This is a genomic window from Oerskovia flava (assembly GCF_026163685.1).
Lineage (GTDB): Bacteria > Actinomycetota > Actinomycetes > Actinomycetales > Cellulomonadaceae > Oerskovia_A > Oerskovia_A flava.
In genome coordinates this window covers 173,516-189,123 of record NZ_JAOXSR010000003.1, presented here as the reverse complement: position 1 = coordinate 189,123, position 15,608 = coordinate 173,516, and the positions used below count along the sequence as shown (strand labels likewise).

At 74.2% G+C, this 15,608-nt stretch carries 18 protein-coding genes; 7 read left to right on the top strand and 11 right to left on the bottom strand.

Annotation, left to right across the window (positions count from 1 at the left end):
• Positions 1–13 precede the first annotated feature (13 nt).
• Positions 14–1,096, bottom strand: coding sequence for a VIT1/CCC1 transporter family protein (locus OHL10_RS07815; RefSeq protein ID WP_265521639.1), 1,083 nt, complete (start codon positions 1,094–1,096; stop codon positions 14–16).
• Between the two features lie 161 nt (positions 1,097–1,257).
• Between OHL10_RS07815 and OHL10_RS07810 the strand changes: the two genes are divergently transcribed.
• Complete coding sequence (locus OHL10_RS07810) at positions 1,258–1,629, top strand: FKBP-type peptidyl-prolyl cis-trans isomerase (protein WP_265521638.1); 372 nt, start codon at positions 1,258–1,260, stop codon at positions 1,627–1,629.
• Here the strand turns inward: OHL10_RS07810 and OHL10_RS07805 are convergent.
• Entirely contained in the window at positions 1,622–2,332 is a 711-nt protein-coding gene (locus OHL10_RS07805) for a DedA family protein (protein ID WP_265521637.1), read from the bottom strand. The two genes, OHL10_RS07810 and OHL10_RS07805, sit on opposite strands and share 8 nt — an antisense overlap.
• A gap of 150 nt (positions 2,333–2,482) precedes the next feature.
• On the opposite strand from OHL10_RS07805, the gene OHL10_RS07800 reads away from it, so the two are divergent.
• Together OHL10_RS07800 and OHL10_RS07795 are read left to right on the top strand one after the other, a co-directional pair.
• The gene (locus tag OHL10_RS07800; RefSeq protein ID WP_265521636.1) at positions 2,483–3,079 is read left to right on the top strand and encodes a ribonuclease H family protein; all 597 of its coding nucleotides are present in this window, start codon (positions 2,483–2,485) and stop codon (positions 3,077–3,079) included.
• 116 nt (positions 3,080–3,195) lie between these two features.
• A complete protein-coding gene (locus OHL10_RS07795; protein WP_265521635.1) occupies positions 3,196–4,125 on the top strand; it encodes a DNA-3-methyladenine glycosylase family protein in 930 nt (309 codons plus the stop codon).
• Between the two features lie 18 nt (positions 4,126–4,143).
• Here the strand turns inward: OHL10_RS07795 and OHL10_RS07790 are convergent, their stop codons facing one another.
• The 3 genes from OHL10_RS07790 to OHL10_RS07780 are packed head-to-tail and all read right to left on the bottom strand — an operon-like array spanning position 4,144 to position 5,696.
• Positions 4,144–4,314, bottom strand: coding sequence for a hypothetical protein (locus OHL10_RS07790; RefSeq protein ID WP_265521634.1), 171 nt, complete (start codon positions 4,312–4,314; stop codon positions 4,144–4,146).
• 33 nt (positions 4,315–4,347) lie between these two features.
• Complete coding sequence (locus OHL10_RS07785) at positions 4,348–5,025, bottom strand: DsbA family oxidoreductase (protein ID WP_425498976.1); 678 nt, start codon at positions 5,023–5,025, stop codon at positions 4,348–4,350.
• 56 nt (positions 5,026–5,081) lie between these two features.
• The gene (locus OHL10_RS07780; protein ID WP_265521633.1) at positions 5,082–5,696 is read right to left on the bottom strand and encodes a DinB family protein; all 615 of its coding nucleotides are present in this window, start codon (positions 5,694–5,696) and stop codon (positions 5,082–5,084) included.
• 202 nt (positions 5,697–5,898) lie between these two features.
• On the opposite strand from OHL10_RS07780, the gene OHL10_RS07775 reads away from it, so the two are divergent.
• Complete coding sequence (locus tag OHL10_RS07775; RefSeq protein ID WP_265521632.1) at positions 5,899–6,552, top strand: histidine phosphatase family protein; 654 nt, start codon at positions 5,899–5,901, stop codon at positions 6,550–6,552.
• 40 nt (positions 6,553–6,592) lie between these two features.
• Positions 6,593–7,162 carry a PH domain-containing protein gene (locus OHL10_RS07770; protein WP_265521631.1) on the top strand — a complete coding sequence of 190 codons (570 nt, stop codon included), beginning with the start codon at positions 6,593–6,595 and terminating at the stop codon, positions 7,160–7,162.
• Positions 7,163–7,212: 50 nt separating this feature from the next.
• Here OHL10_RS07770 and OHL10_RS07765 read toward each other — a convergent pair whose 3' ends face one another.
• On the bottom strand, positions 7,213–7,890 hold the full coding sequence (locus OHL10_RS07765; RefSeq protein WP_265521630.1) for an MOSC domain-containing protein: 678 nt from the start codon (positions 7,888–7,890) through the stop codon (positions 7,213–7,215).
• An 85-nt stretch (positions 7,891–7,975) separates the two neighbouring features.
• Here OHL10_RS07765 and OHL10_RS07760 point away from each other — a divergent pair, with 85 nt between their 5' ends.
• Positions 7,976–8,593 (top strand): class I SAM-dependent methyltransferase, encoded by a 618-nt coding sequence (locus tag OHL10_RS07760; RefSeq protein ID WP_265521629.1) that lies wholly within the window; start codon positions 7,976–7,978, stop codon positions 8,591–8,593.
• Here the strand turns inward: OHL10_RS07760 and OHL10_RS07755 are convergent, their stop codons facing one another.
• The 3 genes from OHL10_RS07755 to OHL10_RS07745 all read right to left on the bottom strand — a co-directional run bounded on the left by OHL10_RS07755 (position 8,594) and on the right by OHL10_RS07745 (position 12,604).
• Positions 8,594–9,193 (bottom strand): TetR/AcrR family transcriptional regulator, encoded by a 600-nt coding sequence (locus OHL10_RS07755; RefSeq protein WP_265521628.1) that lies wholly within the window; start codon positions 9,191–9,193, stop codon positions 8,594–8,596.
• A 25-nt stretch (positions 9,194–9,218) separates the two neighbouring features.
• A complete protein-coding gene (locus tag OHL10_RS07750) occupies positions 9,219–11,738 on the bottom strand; it encodes a YhgE/Pip domain-containing protein (protein WP_265521627.1) in 2,520 nt (839 codons plus the stop codon).
• Positions 11,739–11,803: 65 nt separating this feature from the next.
• Positions 11,804–12,604, bottom strand: a complete 801-nt coding sequence (locus OHL10_RS07745; RefSeq protein WP_265521626.1) for an ATP-binding cassette domain-containing protein — start codon at positions 12,602–12,604, stop codon at positions 11,804–11,806.
• A 164-nt stretch (positions 12,605–12,768) separates the two neighbouring features.
• Between OHL10_RS07745 and OHL10_RS07740 the strand changes: the two genes are divergently transcribed.
• Positions 12,769–13,077 (top strand): hypothetical protein, encoded by a 309-nt coding sequence (locus OHL10_RS07740; protein WP_265521625.1) that lies wholly within the window; start codon positions 12,769–12,771, stop codon positions 13,075–13,077.
• 76 nt (positions 13,078–13,153) lie between these two features.
• Here the strand turns inward: OHL10_RS07740 and OHL10_RS07735 are convergent, their stop codons facing one another.
• Both OHL10_RS07735 and OHL10_RS07730 read right to left on the bottom strand, forming a co-directional pair.
• Complete coding sequence (locus tag OHL10_RS07735) at positions 13,154–14,209, bottom strand: hemolysin family protein (protein ID WP_265521624.1); 1,056 nt, start codon at positions 14,207–14,209, stop codon at positions 13,154–13,156.
• A complete protein-coding gene (locus OHL10_RS07730; protein WP_265521623.1) occupies positions 14,202–15,569 on the bottom strand; it encodes a hemolysin family protein in 1,368 nt (455 codons plus the stop codon). Before OHL10_RS07730 ends, OHL10_RS07735 begins: the two co-directional genes overlap by 8 nt.
• Positions 15,570–15,608 lie beyond the last annotated feature (39 nt).

Genomic DNA, 15,608 nt, shown 5'->3' with positions numbered 1-15,608 from the left:
GCAGGCACGCTCGTCAGGTGACGGTCGCCCCGAAGATCAGCCCGAGAGCGTAGGTCGCGGCCGCCGCACCGAACCCGATGGCGAGCTGGCGCAGCGCCCGCTTCACGGGTGACGCCCCGGACAGCAGGCCGACCGTCGCGCCGGTCGCGAGGAGCGCGAGGCCGACGAGGACGCACGAGACGAGCACCGCCTGCGGACCGTGCAGGCCCAGCAGGTAGGGCAGCACGGGGATGACGGCCCCGGAGGCGAAGAAGAGGAACGAGGACACAGCGGCGCCCATCGCCGTGCCGTGGGTCTCGTGCTCGTCACCCTGCATGGCGGGCGCGATCGTCGTCTTCGACGTGTAGGTCGCGAGGACCTCCGCCGCGTGCGCCTGCGCCGCGGCGGGGTCGAGGCCGCGGGCCCGGTAGACGAGCGCGAGCTCGTTGGTGTCGACGTCGAGGTCCGGCAGCGCGGCGGACGCCTGGGGACTCGGGGTCGAGGCGTCGAGCAGCTCCCGCTGCGACCGCACCGAGACGTACTCCCCCGCGCCCATCGACAGCGCGCCTGCGAGCAGGCCGGCCAGCCCCGAGAGCAGCACCACCGAGTTCGCCGCGCCGGACGCCCCGATGCCGAGGATCAGCGCGAGGTTCGACACCAGGCCGTCGTTCGCGCCGAACACCGCCGCGCGGAACGTGCCGGACAACCGGTTGCGGCCCCGCGTGGCCAGGCCGCGCACGACCTCCTCGTGGATGCGCTCGTCCGCGGCCATCGCGGCGGTCGCGTCCGCGTCCGTCTCGTACGTCGAGCGCGCCTCCGCCCGCTGGGCGAGCGCGAGGACGAACACCCCGCCGAACCGGCGGGCGAGCCAGCCGAGGACCCGGGTGCGCCACTGTCCGGGACGCGGCCTACCGACGTCGTCCCCGAGAAGCTCCAGCCAATGTCGCTCGTGGCGCCCCTCGGCCTCGGCGAGCGCGAGGAGGATCTCGCGCTCCTCGCCCGTGCGGCGGCTCGCCAGGTCGCGGTAGACCGCCGCCTCAGCACGTTCGTCGGCCAGGTTGCGGCGCCAGCGGCGCACGTCGCGCGCAGTCGGTGGGGGTGTGGTCACGTCCCCCATGATCGCAAGGAACCGGGACCGGCGGACTTCGTCCGTCCGCACATGCCCAGGGGGTCCGCCCCGCTCTCGAAGTGCGGCCGTCCCCCCGGACAGCCTGCCCGACGACGGGCCGGCACCCCCTCGCGTTGACCGACCCCGACCGCGCGGGGTTGGATCAGAGGATGACCAACGAACTCACCCGCCCCGAGATCGACGCGCCCGAGGGCCCCGCACCGACCGAGCTCGTCATCGAGGACATCGTCGTCGGCGACGGCCCCGCGGCCGGCCCCGACTCCACCGTGAACGTCCACTACCTGGGTGTCGAGCACGACTCCGGCGAGGAGTTCGACGCCTCCTGGAACCGCGGCCAGTCCATCAACTTCCCGCTCCGCAACCTCGTCGCCGGCTGGCAGCAGGGCATCCCGGGCATGAAGGTCGGTGGGCGTCGCAAGCTCGTCGTCCCGCCGGAGCTCGCCTACGGCCCGGCCGGCGGGGGCCACCGCCTCTCCGGCAAGACCCTCATCTTCGTGATCGACCTGCTGGGCGTCAGCTGACGCTCGCCCGACGACGTACCAACGCCTCTTCCCGGTCCGCACCGGGGAGGGGCGTTCGTCGTCCGGCGGCGGCGCTCGGGAGCGGCCGCGGCCGGCGCTGCCGGCGCGCGACGACCCGGTCCACGACCACACCCAGCAGCGTGCCCGTTCCCACTCCCACGACGACGGCCAGCAAGGGCTGCGCGCCCCACCAGTGCGCCGCCAGCACTCCGACGACGACCGAGAAGGCCGCCCACAGCGCGGACGCCAGCGCGGAGATCACCATGAACCGCCGCCGCGGGAAGCGCACCGCACCCGCTGTGACGTTGACCGCCGTCCGGCCGACGGGGACGTACCGCGCGGCGAGGATGAACGCCGCGCCCCGGCGCAGCAGGTGCGCCGACGCCCACGCCACCGCCCTCCGCCCGCGCGGCCCGCGCAGGAGGCGCACCCGCTCCGTGCCCACGGCGCGACCGATCGAGTACGCGATCTGGTCGCCGCACCACGCACCCGCCGCCGCGACGAGGAGCACCGCCCACAGCGCGACGTCGTGCCCTGACCGCGCCGCGACGGCGAGCATGACGATCACCGTCTCGCCCGGGATCGGCGGGAAGAACCCGTCGACCGCCGTCGTGACGAACAGCGTCGGCAGCGCCCACACCGACTCCACGAGGGCGAAGAGCCACTCCTCGAGCCGACCCCACAACGAGGCGATCAGGTTCATGGACCCAGCCTGGGTGGTGGACGACGCCGCGACCATGGGTGATGCCCCCGGTTCGACCCTGAGGTGTCCCCGGGCACGTGCACGTGCAGGTGGCCGCGCGGGGGACAATGGCCCCCGACGGATACCTTCTCCTTCGAGCGAGGACGCACTGTGATCACTGTCAGCACCGACGGCTCCTGCCTGCGCAACCCGGGCGGCGCGATCGGATGGGCGTGGATCAACCACGACGGGACCTTCGACTCCGGCGGCGCAGCGAGCGGGACCAACCAGATCGCCGAGCTGACGGCGCTGCTCCAGGCGGTCCGGTCGCACCCCGGGGAGCAGCCGCTGCTCATCGAGTCCGACTCCCAGTACGCGATCAAGTGCTCGTCCGAGTGGGTCGTCGCGTGGAAGCGCAAGGGCTGGAAGACGGCGGGCGGGACCCCCGTGAAGAACCTCGAGATCGTGCAGGCGATCGACACCGCGATCACCGCTCGTCGCGGCCCGGTCCGCTTCCGCTGGGTCCGCGGCCACGTGGGCGACCCGTTCAACGAGCGCGCGGACCAGCTCGCCGGTCTCGCCGCCCAGGAGTGGGCCGCCGGGCGAGGCGACGTCAACAGCACGCTCGTCCCGGAGCTCGTCCCCGCCGCGGCCCGCGAGGGCCGCGCGTCGGGCGACGGCCGCACCCCATCGGGCGACGACCGGGCACCGGGTGAGCGCACGGTCAAGCAGGCCGACCCGTGGGACATGGACACCCTCTTCGACTGACCCCGAGCACGACCTTCCTCGCCGCCGAACACGACGTTGCTGCCGTTCTCGCGTCGAGAACGGCACCAACGTCGTGTTCGGCGGATGGGTGACGGGTGGGGTGGGAGGATGGGGGCGTGTTCGTCGCACCAGCGGGGGTTGAGGAACGGTTCGTGTCGGACCGCCCGCTCGACCTGCACCGCACGCTGGACCGCCTCGCCCGCGGTCCGTACGACCCGACGTTCCGGCGCACCGGCGACGGCGCGATCTGGCGCACGACCCGCGTGCCCGACGGACCCGCGACGTGCCGCCTGGAGCAGACGGGGGCGCGGACCGTCGTCGGGCAGGCATGGGGTCCGGGCGCGGCCGAGGCGCTGAGCCACCTGCCCGCGCTGCTCGGTGAGCAGGACGAGGCGGACTCGTTCGTTCCCCCGCCGCCGCTGCACGACGTGCACCGCCGCCATCCCGGCCTGCGGATCCCCCGCACCCGCCGCGTCCTCGAGTCGCTGGTCCCCGCGATCCTCGAGCAGCGCGTCCAGACGGTCGCCGCGTGGCGCTCCTGGTCCTGGCTCGTGCGCCGCCACGGCGAGGCGGCGCCTGGTCCCGCGTCCGCCCCCGGCGACCTGCGCGTCGTGCCCGACGCCGGGACATGGGCCACGATCCCGTCCTGGGACTTCCACCGCGCAGGTGTGGACCCCGGCCGGGCGCGCACGATCGTGGCCGCCGCGCGCCGTGCCCGGGCGCTCGAAGGGTGCGTCGACCTCGAGCCCACCGCGGCGCGGGCCCGGCTCCAGGCGATCCCGGGCGTGGGCGTGTGGACGTCCGCGGAGGTCGCGCAGCGCGCGCTCGGGGACGCCGACGCGGTGTCGGTGGGCGACTTCCACCTGTCGACGGCCGTCGGCTGGGCCCTCGCCCGCGAGCGCGCCGACGACGCGCGGATGCTCGAGCTGCTCGCGCCCTACGCGCCCCACCGCTACCGCGTGGTGCGGCTCATGGAGGTGTCCGGGCTCGGCCGGGCGCCACGACGCGGGCCGCGGTTGTCGATCCAGGACCACCGGGGCAACTGACGCCCCGGCACGGGGCCGCTACTCCGGCAGTGCGCACACCCCGTCGACGCAGACGGCGCCGTCGACGTCACCGACCATCGTGAGGGCCTGCGCGGGCGGGGTCGTCGCGGCCCGCGGGGCCGCGACGTGCGGGAGCATGGTGCGGCGCGGGTTCGCCACCGGGTGCGACGCGGACGGGGTGTCGGTCATCAGTGCTCTCCTCGAGGGTCGGACGGGTCGGGCTCAGGCAGCCCGGTCGGCGGACGCCTGCTCGAGCACCTGGACGAACACGTCCGGCGACTGCGCTCCCGAGACCCCGTACCGGCCGTCGACGACGAAGAACGGGACCCCGGAGATGCCGTAGGCGCGGGCCTGCGCGATGTCGGCCTCGACGTCCGCGGCGTACTCACCCGACTCGAGGACCCGCAGGACCTCGTCCCGGTCGAGCCCGACCTCTGCGGCGAGGTCGGCGAGCTCGTCGGCGCGCCCGACGTGGCGCCCCTCCGTGAAGTACGCCTTGAGCAGGCGCTCCTTCAGCTCGAGCTGCTTGCCCTGCGCCTTGGCATGGTGCAGCAGCTCGTGCGCCTTGAGCGTCTTGGTGTGCTGGAGCGCGGAGAAGTCGTAGGCCAGGCCCTCCGCGGCCGCGAGCTCGGTCATCTGCGCCAGCATCTGCTCGACCTGGGCCGGCGGCATCCCCTTGTGCCCGGCGAGGAAGTCGACCTCCGAGCCGGCGAAGTCGACCGGGGTGTCCGGGGCCAGCTCGAACGAGTGGTAGACGATCTCCACCTCGCGATCGTCCCCCGCGGCCGCGCGCTGTGCCAGGGCCGTCTCGAGGCGCCGCTTGCCCACGTAGCACCACGGGCAGGCGATGTCGGACCAGATGTCGATCGTCAGCTTCTCGTTCACGCTGGTGCCAACCATCGCGTCCGTCCGTGGATTCCCCGACCGGCGCGAACCGGGCGAGGATCACACGCGGATCAGGTGCGGCGCCCCGCACGGTGGAGGTCCTGCAGGACCATGATCTCGGCGCCGTGATGGATGAGCTCGCGGTTCATGTGGAGCACGAGGTGCCCAAACGGTGCCTGGGCGTCGATCTCCGTCGCCTGGCTGAGCCCGACCGTGAAGACCTGGTCCTCGTCGAGTCCGTCCACCCCGGCGCGCCAGGCCTCGACCCACCGGGTCAGGCCCGCGACGGCCTCGGTGACGTCGCCCGAGACCTCGACGTCCTCCCGCCGCGCCGAGCTCTCGCCGAAGGTCCACTCCCACCGCTCGAAGAAGCCCTCGGTGAGGTGCGCGACCAACCAGCCGATCGTCCGGGGCTGCGGCGAGTCGGCCCCCGCCGGCCACTCCGCGACCCACTCCCCCGTGCCGAGCGTCCGCGGCGTGCGCTGCGTCCCGCGCCGGACCACCCGCAGGGCGTCCAGGCCGGGTTCCCAGTCGAGCTCGTCCTGGGTGAGGGTCGCCAGCCGACCCGCGAGCTCGAGCCAGGAGAAGCCGAGCTGACCGCGGGCCATGGCGAGCGGCGTCGGGACGGTCAGGATGGACCAGTCGAACTCCGGACTGCCGTACACGGGGCCTGGCTCGGTGGACATACGACCTCTCCTCGTCGACATGGTCGGCGGCACTCCCGCACGTTCGTACACGTGTTCGACAAGCCTGGCGCACCCGGCCCCCGCCGTCAAGACCCACCGCGGTGGCTGCGCACGGGGTCGCGGGGCCGGCGCGCTCGCGGTCGGGGAGAATGGCGGAGGCCACGCACGACCGGCCCTCGTCCACTCGTAGAAGGGCTCGCCCGTGAGCCAACAGGCCGCCGCACCAGCACCCGACCCCCAGCTCGTCCTGCTCCGCCACGGCGAGACCGCGTGGAGCATCACCGGCCAGCACACGGGGCGGTCCGACATCCCGCTCACCGCGGCCGGCGAGCAGCAGGCCGTCGCGGCGGGCGCCTACCTCGAGCGGCGACGTGAACGTCGCGGCCGGGGCTTCGCCGTCGTGCGCACGAGCCCGCTGCAGCGAGCGCGGCGGACCGCGGACCTCGCCGGGTTCCCGGACGCGCCGGTCGACGACGACCTCGCCGAGTGGGACTACGGCCCCGTCGACGGTCGCACCGCGGCCGACGTGAGCGACGAGCTCGGGCGCGAGTGGCAGATCTTCCGCGACGGCGTGAACGTCGCCCTCCCGCCGGGCGGCCGGCCCGGGGAGTCGCTGGACGACGTCGCCGCCCGCGTCTCCCGTGTGCTGGAGCGCGTCGAGCCGACCCTGCACGACGGCGGGGACGTCCTCGTCGTCGCGCACGGCCACGTCCTGCGCGTGCTCACCGCGGTGTGGCTGGGGGTCGACCCGGCGCTCGCCGCGCGCTTCGAGCTGGGCACCGCCGCGGTGAGCCTGCTCGGCCACGGTCACGGTCTGCGCACGATCGAGGGCTGGAACCTTCCTCCGGCCGGTTGACCTGCACCGTTCCGGCCCTGGAGATGGCACCATGACCCCCATGGGCCAGATTCACAAGAACCTCGCTGAGGGCGAGACCGTGGTCATGACGCTGCGCACGCACGTCAAGGCGTTGTTCGCACCGTTCCTCGTCCTGCTGCTGCTCGTCGCCGCGGTGGTCGCTCTCGTCGTGCTCGCCCCGCCGGACCCGATCGTCCTGTGGATCGTCGTCGGTGTGGCCGGGCTCGCCGCGATCATCTGGATCGTCGTGCCGCACCTGCGGTGGATGACCACGACGTACGTCGTGACGAACAAGCGGATCGCGATGCGCTCGGGGATCATCACCCGTGTCGGGCGGGACATCCCGCTCTACCGCATCAACGACGTCAACTCCGAGCGCGACCTGATCGACCGCATGCTCGGGTGCGGGACGCTCGTCATCTCCGACGCGACCGAGAAGGCGGGGATGACGCTGTACGACGTCCCGCGCGTCGAGGAGGTGCGGACCCGGCTGCACAACCTGCTGTTCTCGGCGGACGACGGCTCCGACGACGGCGAGTGGCCGCCGAACGAACCGCCGCGCGGCCCTCAGGCCCCTCGTGGCGGGCGCATCCCGCGCCGCCCGGCCTGAGCCGCCCCGGCTCCTGAGCTGGCGGGTCGGCCGGCGGGTCGGCCGACGGGTCAGTCCTCGACGAGGCGGCCGGCGGCCTGCTCGGCCCGTGCGCGCATCTCCTCGGTGAGGCAGATGTCCCCGCACGCGTGCGCGGAGAGCAGACGGCGGGCGGGCTCGGTCGCGTCGCCGCTCGCCCAGGCGCCGAACCAGTCGGCGAGCGTCACACCGTGCTCGGGACGGTACGTGACCTCGACGGCGTCGCCCACCGTGATCGTCCCCGTCTCGACGACGCGCAGGTAGGCGCCCGTCCGGTTCGCCTGGGCGAAGCGCTTGACCCAGCGGTCCTCGCCCATCCGGCGGCCGAACGTGGCGCACGGCGTGCGCGGCTGGGTGACCTCGAGGAGCGCGGAGCCCACGGCCCAGCGCTCCCCCACCACCGCGTGGCTGACGGGGATGCCGCGCACCCGCAGGTTCTCTCCGAACAGGCCGGGCTCGATCTCGCGCTCCAGCTGCTCGGACCACCAGTCGGCGTCGTCCTGCCCGTAGGCGTACACCGCCTGCTCCTGGCCACCGTGGTTGGCGCGGTCAGCCTGCACGTCGCCGTACACCCCGAACGCGCGCACCTTCACCGGCCCGTCGACGGGGCGCTTGTCGATGGCGGTGACGCCGACCGGCCCGGGGTCGGCCTGCAGGGCGTGGACACGGCAGACTGCGAGGAGCTCACCTGCGGCGGCAACGGGAGGCATGTGCCCATTCTGGCACCCCGGACGTCGGCGCGGGCGAGAGACCCTGACGCCACCGCGCCGCCCCACGACCGCACGAGGAGCCCCGATGAGCACCGCCCGCCCGACCCGCTGGGAGCAGCGCACCGCTGCCGACCCGCAGCACTCCACCTGGTACGTCGAGCGCTTCCGGCGGATGGCGGCCGACGGCGCGGACCTCGCCGGGGAGGCGCGGTTCGTCGACGCGATGCTCCCCCGGGACTCCCGGGTGCTCGACGCCGGGTGCGGACCCGGTCGGGTGGGCGGCGAGCTGGCGCGTCGCGGCCACACCGTCGTGGGCGTGGACGTCGACCCGGTCCTCGTCGAGGCCGCCCGGGCCGACCACCCGGGTCCGGACTGGCGCGTCGGTGACCTCGCGGAGCTGGACCTGCCGGCCGAGGGCGTGACGGAGCCGTTCGACGCGATCGTGTGCGCGGGCAACGTCCTGACGTTCCTCGCACCGGGCACGGAGGTCGAGGTGCTGCGCCGGTTCCGCGCGCACCTCGCCGCCGGCGGCCGGGCCGTCGTCGGCTTCGGGGCCGGGCGGGGCTACCCGTTCGCGGACCTCGTCGCCGACGCCGGCCGGGCCGGCCTGCGGGTGGACCTCATGCTCTCCACGTGGGACCTGCGGCCGTTCGACGACGGGTCCGACTTCCTCGTCGCGGTGCTCTCGGCCGGCGACGCCTAGTCAGATCCCGGCCGTGAGCTCGAGGACGGCGGCCCGGACCTCCTCGAAGCTCCGCCCGGGCTGGAAGACGAGCCACTCGAGGCCCGCGACGAGCGTCGCGCCGAACGCCGCCGCGGCGAGGAGCGACACGTCCCGGTCGGGGAGCGCCTCCCGCAGGGCCTGCGCGTAGAACTCGATGACCTGGGCGCGGATGTGCCCCACGGTCTCCTGCCACTCGCGGCCCACCCGGAACACCTCGGCGGCCAGCAGCTTCGCGAAGTCCGGGTGCGCGGCGACCTGCTGCAGCACCGAGCCGACGAGCGCGTCGAGCGCCGCCTTGCCGGCGAGCCCGGTGCGCGCGTCCCGCAGCGAGCGAGTGAGCCGCTCGAGGCCGCTCGCGAGGGCGGCCTCGAACACGTCCGACTTCGACCCGAAGTTGTAGTAGACGCTGCCCTTGGCGACGCCGGCCGCGGCCGCGATGTCCTCCACCGACGTCGCCGTGAAGCCCTGGTCGGCGATGAGCCGCACGGCCGCGTCCATGATCTGCTGCCGTGTCCCGGCGCGACGAGCGGCGCCGGCCTGCTCGCGCCGGGACGGCACGGGGGTGCTCTGCGTGGTCACGTCGGTCTGCCTTCGTCCTCGGGCGTCAGATCACGAGCGCCGGGTGCAGACGGTCGAGCGTCCAGGTGCGCAGACGCCCTGCCCGCCAGGCGCTGATCGCCAGCGACGCTAGCAGCACGGCGACGAGATAGACCACTGCGACCCACAGCCGCCCGTCGACACCACCCGTGATGGTCTGCCGCAACCCGTCCACGGCGTAGCTCATGGGCAGCAGCGGGTGGACGACCTGGAAGAACGCGGGCGTCGTCTCGACGGGGTAGGTCCCGCCGGAGGACGCGAGCTGCAGCATGAGCAGCGCGAGGATCGCGACCTTTCCTGCCGCCGCGCCGAGCAGCGCGACGAGCGCCTGCTGCAGGGCGAGGAACGTCGCGGCGACGAGCATCGTGAAGGCGACGGTCCCGGCCGCGTGCGTCATCTGCATCCCCACGCCGTAGTGGATGACCGCGAGCATGACCACGACCTGCGCCGCGCCGACGACCAGCGCCGGCAGGTACCCCGCGAGCGCGATCCGCCAGCCGGACGCGGGCGTGGCGAGCGCGCGCGACGGCAGCGGACGCAGCAGCAACCACGTGATGAGCGCACCGACGAACAGCGCCAGCGGGACGAAGAACGGGGCGAAGCCCTCACCGAAGCCCTCGGCCGCGGCGACGTCGGTGTCCGCGACGGTGACCGGTGCGCTCAGCACGTCGGCGCGCTGGGTGCGCAGGGCGTCGGAGTCGTCCGGGATCGCCTCGGCGCCGTCCGCCAGTCCGTCGCTCAGGTCCTGCGCACCGTCGGTGAGCTGCCCGCCGCCGTCAGCCACCTGCCCGGCGCCGTCCGCGAGCTCCCGGGTGCCCGCGGCGAGCTCGTCCGCACCCGACGCCGCGGCGCCCGACCCGTCCGCGAGCTCGCGCGCACCGGAGGTCAGGCTGCTCGCCCCGTCCGCGAGGCGACCGGCACCGCCGTCCACCCGCACCGCACCGCCCGCGAGCGACTGCGCGCCCTGGTCGACCTGCGCCGCGCCGTCGGTCAGCGCACCGGCGCCCGCGGCCAGGGCACTGCTGCCGCGGGCGAGATCGCGCGCGCCGTCGCCCAGGTCACCGAGCCCACCGCTGAGCTCGGCCGCGCCCGCCGCGAGCCCGTCGACGCCGTCACGGACCGTCGTGGACCCGGTCTGCGCGCCGGGACGGAGCTGGGCGTCCAGGGCCGCCACGCCGTCGGACGCCTCCCGGACCCCGGCGGCGAGCGCCGGCAGACCGGAGCTGCTGCTCGTCGCGAGCTGGTCGGCGCCGTCGACGAGCTCCTGCACCCCGGCGGCCCCGGCCGCGAGCTCGCCGTCAGCCGGCAGGGCGTCGAGCGCGTCGCTGTTCGCGGCGCGCAGCGCCTGCGTCTGCGGCGTCTGCGCCTCGGCCGGCAACGCCTCGAGGAGCGCGACGTTCCCCTGGAGCAGCTCGCGCAGCTGCGGGACGCTGCCGGCGAGGGTGGCGACCTGCGCCTGGACCTGACGGCTGCCGTCGGCGAGCCGCTCCGCCCCGGCCACCGCGGCGTCGGTGCCGTCGACCAGGCCGCCATCGCCCTCGAAGCCCTCGACGAGCCGGCCCGAACCGTCGGCGAGCTGCTCGACACCTGCCTGCGTCGCGGACGCACCCTGCGCGAGGGCGCGCGCACCGGAACCGGCGTCCGCCGCACCGTCGGCGAGCCGGGCGGCTCCCGCCGTGGCGTCGTTCGCCCCGCTCGCGAGCGCACCTGCGCCGCCGACGAGGTCGCCGGTCCCCCCGGCGAGCTCGCGGGCTCCACCCGCGAGGGTGCTCGTCCCCTCGGCGAGGTCACCCGCGCCGTCGGACAGGGCGCTCGCCCCGTCGACGGCGGTGCCCAGCCCGGCCGTCAGGGTCCCGATGCCCTCCGCGAGGGAGCCGGCACCGTCCGCGGCGGAGTCGGCGCCGTCGGCGACCTGGGCCGCGCCGTCGGTGAGCTCGCCGCCGGCGGCCGTCAGGCGCAGGGCGCCGTCGGACGCCTCGGCGAACCCGTCCCGGGCGCTGCCGAGCCCGACGAGGACCTGGTCGACGGCCTGCGCCCCGATCTCCTCGCGCACCGCGGCCTGCACCTGCTCCATCGCGCCACGGCCCAGCGTCGAGGCGAGGAACGAGTTCGCGTCGTTGTAGGTGACCATGATCTGCGCGGCCTGCGGGTCGTCCCCGCCGGCGCTCACGACCCGCGCGGAGAAGTCCTCGGGGACCGTCACCGCGAAGTAGTAGGTTCCGTCCCGCACCCCGCTCGCGGCCTCGTCCGCGTCCACCTCGGCCCACTGCAGGTCACCCGAGCCGACGAGCGTCGAGGTGATGTCGTCGCCGGCGCGCAGCTCGCCGTCGTCCCGCTCGGCGCCGGTGTCGGCGTTGACGATCGCGACGGGCAGCCGGTCGAGGTTGCCCGTCGGGTCCCAGAACGCCCACAGGTACATCGCACCGTAGAGCAGGGGCACGAGCACCATCGCGCCGAGGGCGAGCTTCGGCAGCAGGCCGCGGCGGAAGCGCCGCAGCTCGGTACCGGTGGAGGTCAGGGAGATCACGAGAGCAGTCCGTCCAGGGGGTGGGGTAAGGGTGTAGGTGTTCGGCGGGTGGGGAGGTCTGGTCGTCAGACCGACGGACCGGTGGTCAGGCGGACGACCTGCGGCAGGCTCTCCCACCGCACGGCGCCGGCCTCGCCGGCGGAGGCGACCGAGCCGACGACGGTCAGCCCGGCTGCGCAGAGCGCCTCGAGCCGGGTCCACACGAGCTGGCGGCGGGCGCTGTCGTGCACCTGGTCGAGGTCGTCGACGACGAGCAGCGCGGGCCGCTGGGCGAGGGCGAGCGTGATGCGCAGGAGCAGGGCGTCGACCTCGTCGAGGTCCCAGACCATCGAGTCGAGCGCGGGAGGCTCACGGTCGCCGAACACGGGCCCGGCGAGCTCGCGGTAGACGGCGTCGGTGACGCGCGGGGTGCGCCGGTACCAGGGCGCGAGCCACGTGAGGCGCTCGCGCACGCTGTCGGCGACCGTCACGGCGTCGTCGAGGTCGTCGATGCCCGCGAAGCCGGCGATCGCCGCGCGACGCTGGAGGGCGACTCGCTGCCGGGGCAGGTCGTGGTCGAGGACGTGCAGCCAGCCGTCCCCCGTCAGGTCGGGGACCATCCGGCCGGCGAGGGTCAGCAGGAGGCTCGTCCGCCCGGCGCCCTGCGGCCCTTGGAGGACGACGAGCTCCCCGGCCTGGACGTCCAGGTCGAGCGGACCGTAGACGAGGCCCCGGGACCCGTGGAGCCGGAGCCCGAACGCGCTGATGGCGGGGGGTGCCTGGGTGGGCGACGCGGCGGACGTCTCGGTGGGCGACTCGGTGGGCGACTCGGCGGACGTCTCGGTGGCGTCCTGCACGACGAGGTGGCGTGCTGCGGGGTCGTTCATGGGGTCAGCTCCTGGCGGTGGGGTTCCGATCACTCATTTAGCCTGACCGGTCAGTTCAAAACTACGCCTCCCGGCACTCCCTGCCAAGCGCGCGCCGCCGTCGTCGTCGTGACGTCGCTCACCTCGCCCGCACGGTGCCGCCCGCGGTGTGGCACCGTGGAGCCGTGCACTCCTACCGCGTCAGCCTCGCCGTGGGCATGCTCCACCCCGGCACGGCACCCGAAGCGGTCCTGCCGGCGGCCGCGGACGTCGCCCGGCGGCACACGACCGTCGAGGCGTCCGACGTCGGCGTCGTCGCGGGGCAGGCCCGCATCACCGTGCGGTACCTGGCCACCGACGACGACGCGGCGCGGGCCGTCGCCGCCACGGTGGCCGACGGCGTCGCGGAGCTCGCGCAGGTCTCGAACCCGCGCCTCACGCGACGCTACGGCGGCCGGTGGTACCCCGCCGACGGCTGGCGTCCACGAGGCTGACCCCGCACGCGCGAGACCCCCGCCGACCAGATGGTCGACGGGGGTCCCCGCGCACGGCCCGTACCGCCTCAGCGTGTCAGGCCGTGCCTCCGACCTGACCGGTCTGGGCCGCGTCGGCCACCTCTCCGACGAGGCGTTCCACGACGTCCTCCAGCATGGCCGCTCCGACGACCGCGCCGTCCTTCGTGACGAGGGCGACGTGCGCGCCGCGCGCCTGCATGGCGCTGAGCGCGTCCTCGAGCGTCGTGGCGACGGGGATCGAGGCCAGCGGGCGGATCCACCGTGCCGGGACCGGGTCGTCGGCACGCTCCGGCGCGACGTCGAGCAGGTCCTTGAGGTGGACGTACCCGGCCATGGAGCCATCGGGCCCGGCCACCGGGAACCGGGAGAACCCGGTCCGTACGCACTCGGCCTCCGCCTGCGCGGCGGTCACGCCGTGCGGAAGCACGACCAGGTCGCTCAGGGGCACCGCGACGGCTCCCACCGTCTCGACGCTGATGTTGAGCGCGCTCGCGAGCAGGCTGTGCTCCTCCGCGTCCAGGAGGCCCTCCTGCCGGGACTCGGCGATGAAGGCCGCGACCTCGTCGGCCGTGAAGACCGACGTGACCTCGTCCTTGGGTTCCACCTTGATGGCCCGCAGGACCACGTTCGCGATCCAGTTGAGCGTCACGATCAGCGGCTTGAGGATCCAGACGATGCCGTAGAGGATCGGCCCGAGGAGCAGCGCGGAGCGTTCCGGGCCGGCGATGGCGATGTTCTTCGGCACCATCTCGCCGAGAACCATGTGCAGCGCGACGACGATGGTCAGCGCGATGATGAACGCCACCGTGTGCAGCGCGGCACCGGAGATGCCCACCGCCGCGAGCGGGACCTCGAGCAGGTGGGCGACGGCCGGCTCCGCGACCGCGCCCAGGCCGAGCGAGCACATCGTGATGCCGAGCTGGGCGCCGGCCATCATCAGCGAGACGTGCTCCATGGCGCGCAGCGTGATCCGGGCGGGCCGCGAACCCTCGGCCGCCCGTGGCTCGATCTGCGTGCGGCGCGCCGAGATCAGCGCGAACTCCGCGCCGACGAAGAAGGCGTTCCCGACGAGGAGCGCCAGACCGAGCAGCAGTGCACCGGTATCAGCCACGGTCGGCCTCCTCCTGGACAGGGGGTTCGACCGCGAGCAGCAGCCGGTCGACCCGGCGTCCGTCGAGGCGGGTCACGCGCAACCGCACGGACACCGGGGTGGGCAGGCCGTCCTCGTCGGGATCGGCGGTGCTGCGCGCCTCGAGAAGTACCTCGTCGCCGATCTCGGGGAAGCGTTCCAGGACCTCCGTGACGACACCGCCCAAAGTGTCGGACTCCCTGCCCTCCGGCAGCTCGAGCCCGGTCAGCTCACCCGCCTCGTCGGGGCGCAGCAGCCCGGACAGCGACCAGCTGCCGTCCGCGAGCTGCCGATGGCGGCCGATCGGGCGGTCCTGCTCGTCCTCGATCTCACCGACGAGCTCTTCGACGATGTCCTCGAGGGTCACGATGCCGTCCGTCCCACCGTACTCGTCGACGACGACGGCGAGCTGCATCCCTTCGCGGAGCACCTCGAGCACGGCGTCGAGCGGCATGGTCGACGGCACGGCGTGGGGTGCGCGCACGATGTCACCCACGGGGCGCGTCTCGCGCTCGGCCGCAGGGACCGCCAGGGCGTGCTTGAAGTGCACGACCCCGACGACGTCGTCCACGTCCTCGCCGAGGACGGGGAAACGGGCGTGGCCCGAGCGCGAGGCCAGGCGCAGGACGTCCGCGACCGGGTCGGTCGCGTCGAGGAACCGCACACGCGGACGCGGGGTCATGGCGTCCGACGCCGTCCGCTCGCCGAGCTCGACGGAGTGGGCGAGGCGACGGGCGACCTGCTCGTCGAGGCTGCCGTGCTGCGCGGAGCGCGACACGAGCGCACCGAGCTCCTGGGCGGAACGGGCCGAGGCCAGCTCCTCCTGGGGCTCCATGCCCAGCGCCCGCACGATCCGGTTCGCCGAGCCGTTGAGCACGCGGATGAGCGGACCCATGAACCAGGTGAAGCCACGCTGCGCGCCGGCGACCGCCCGGCCGACCCGCACGGGCTCGGCGATCGCCCAGTTCTTGGGGACGAGCTCGCCGAAGACCATCTGCGTGGCCGTGGCGATGAGGAACGCGGCCGTGAGCGCGATGCCTGCGCTCAACCCTTCGGACAGAGGTGTCGCCCCGAGCGGGACACGCAGCAGCGTCGCGATCGACGGCTCCGCGATGAAGCCGACGACCAGGCTGGTGACCGTGATGCCGAGCTGCGCGCCCGAGAGCTGGGTGGACAGCGACTTCAGCGCGGTACGCACCGATGCCGCCCGGCGGTCACCGGAGTCGGCCAGCCGCGAGATCGTGGGGCGATCGACCGTCACGAAGGCGAACTCTGCGGCGACGAACAACGCGTTCGCGGTGATGAGGACAACGACGAGGAGGACCAGGAGCCATTCGGTCAACACCGGTCGGCCACCTCGGTGGCGTCGGGATCGACAGCG

Excerpts from the sequence above, each read along its gene's own strand:
- OHL10_RS07765 (WP_265521630.1), bottom strand. The coding sequence starts at position 7,890 with ATGCCTCCCGTTGCCGCCGCAGGTGAGCTCCTCGCAGTCTGCCGTGTC.
- OHL10_RS07745 (WP_265521626.1), bottom strand. The coding sequence starts at position 12,604 with ATGAACGACCCCGCAGCACGCCACCTCGTCGTGCAGGACGCCACCGAG.
- OHL10_RS07805 (WP_265521637.1), bottom strand. The coding sequence starts at position 2,332 with ATGAACCTGATCGCCTCGTTGTGGGGTCGGCTCGAGGAGTGGCTCTTC.
- OHL10_RS07785 (WP_425498976.1), bottom strand. The coding sequence starts at position 5,025 with ATGGTTGGCACCAGCGTGAACGAGAAGCTGACGATCGACATCTGGTCC.
- OHL10_RS07760 (WP_265521629.1), top strand. The coding sequence starts at position 7,976 with ATGAGCACCGCCCGCCCGACCCGCTGGGAGCAGCGCACCGCTGCCGAC.
- OHL10_RS07810 (WP_265521638.1), top strand. The coding sequence starts at position 1,258 with ATGACCAACGAACTCACCCGCCCCGAGATCGACGCGCCCGAGGGCCCC.
- OHL10_RS07780 (WP_265521633.1), bottom strand. The coding sequence starts at position 5,696 with ATGTCCACCGAGCCAGGCCCCGTGTACGGCAGTCCGGAGTTCGACTGG.
- OHL10_RS07770 (WP_265521631.1), top strand. The coding sequence starts at position 6,593 with ATGGGCCAGATTCACAAGAACCTCGCTGAGGGCGAGACCGTGGTCATG.
- OHL10_RS07815 (WP_265521639.1), bottom strand. The coding sequence starts at position 1,096 with ATGGGGGACGTGACCACACCCCCACCGACTGCGCGCGACGTGCGCCGC.
- OHL10_RS07790 (WP_265521634.1), bottom strand. The coding sequence starts at position 4,314 with ATGACCGACACCCCGTCCGCGTCGCACCCGGTGGCGAACCCGCGCCGC.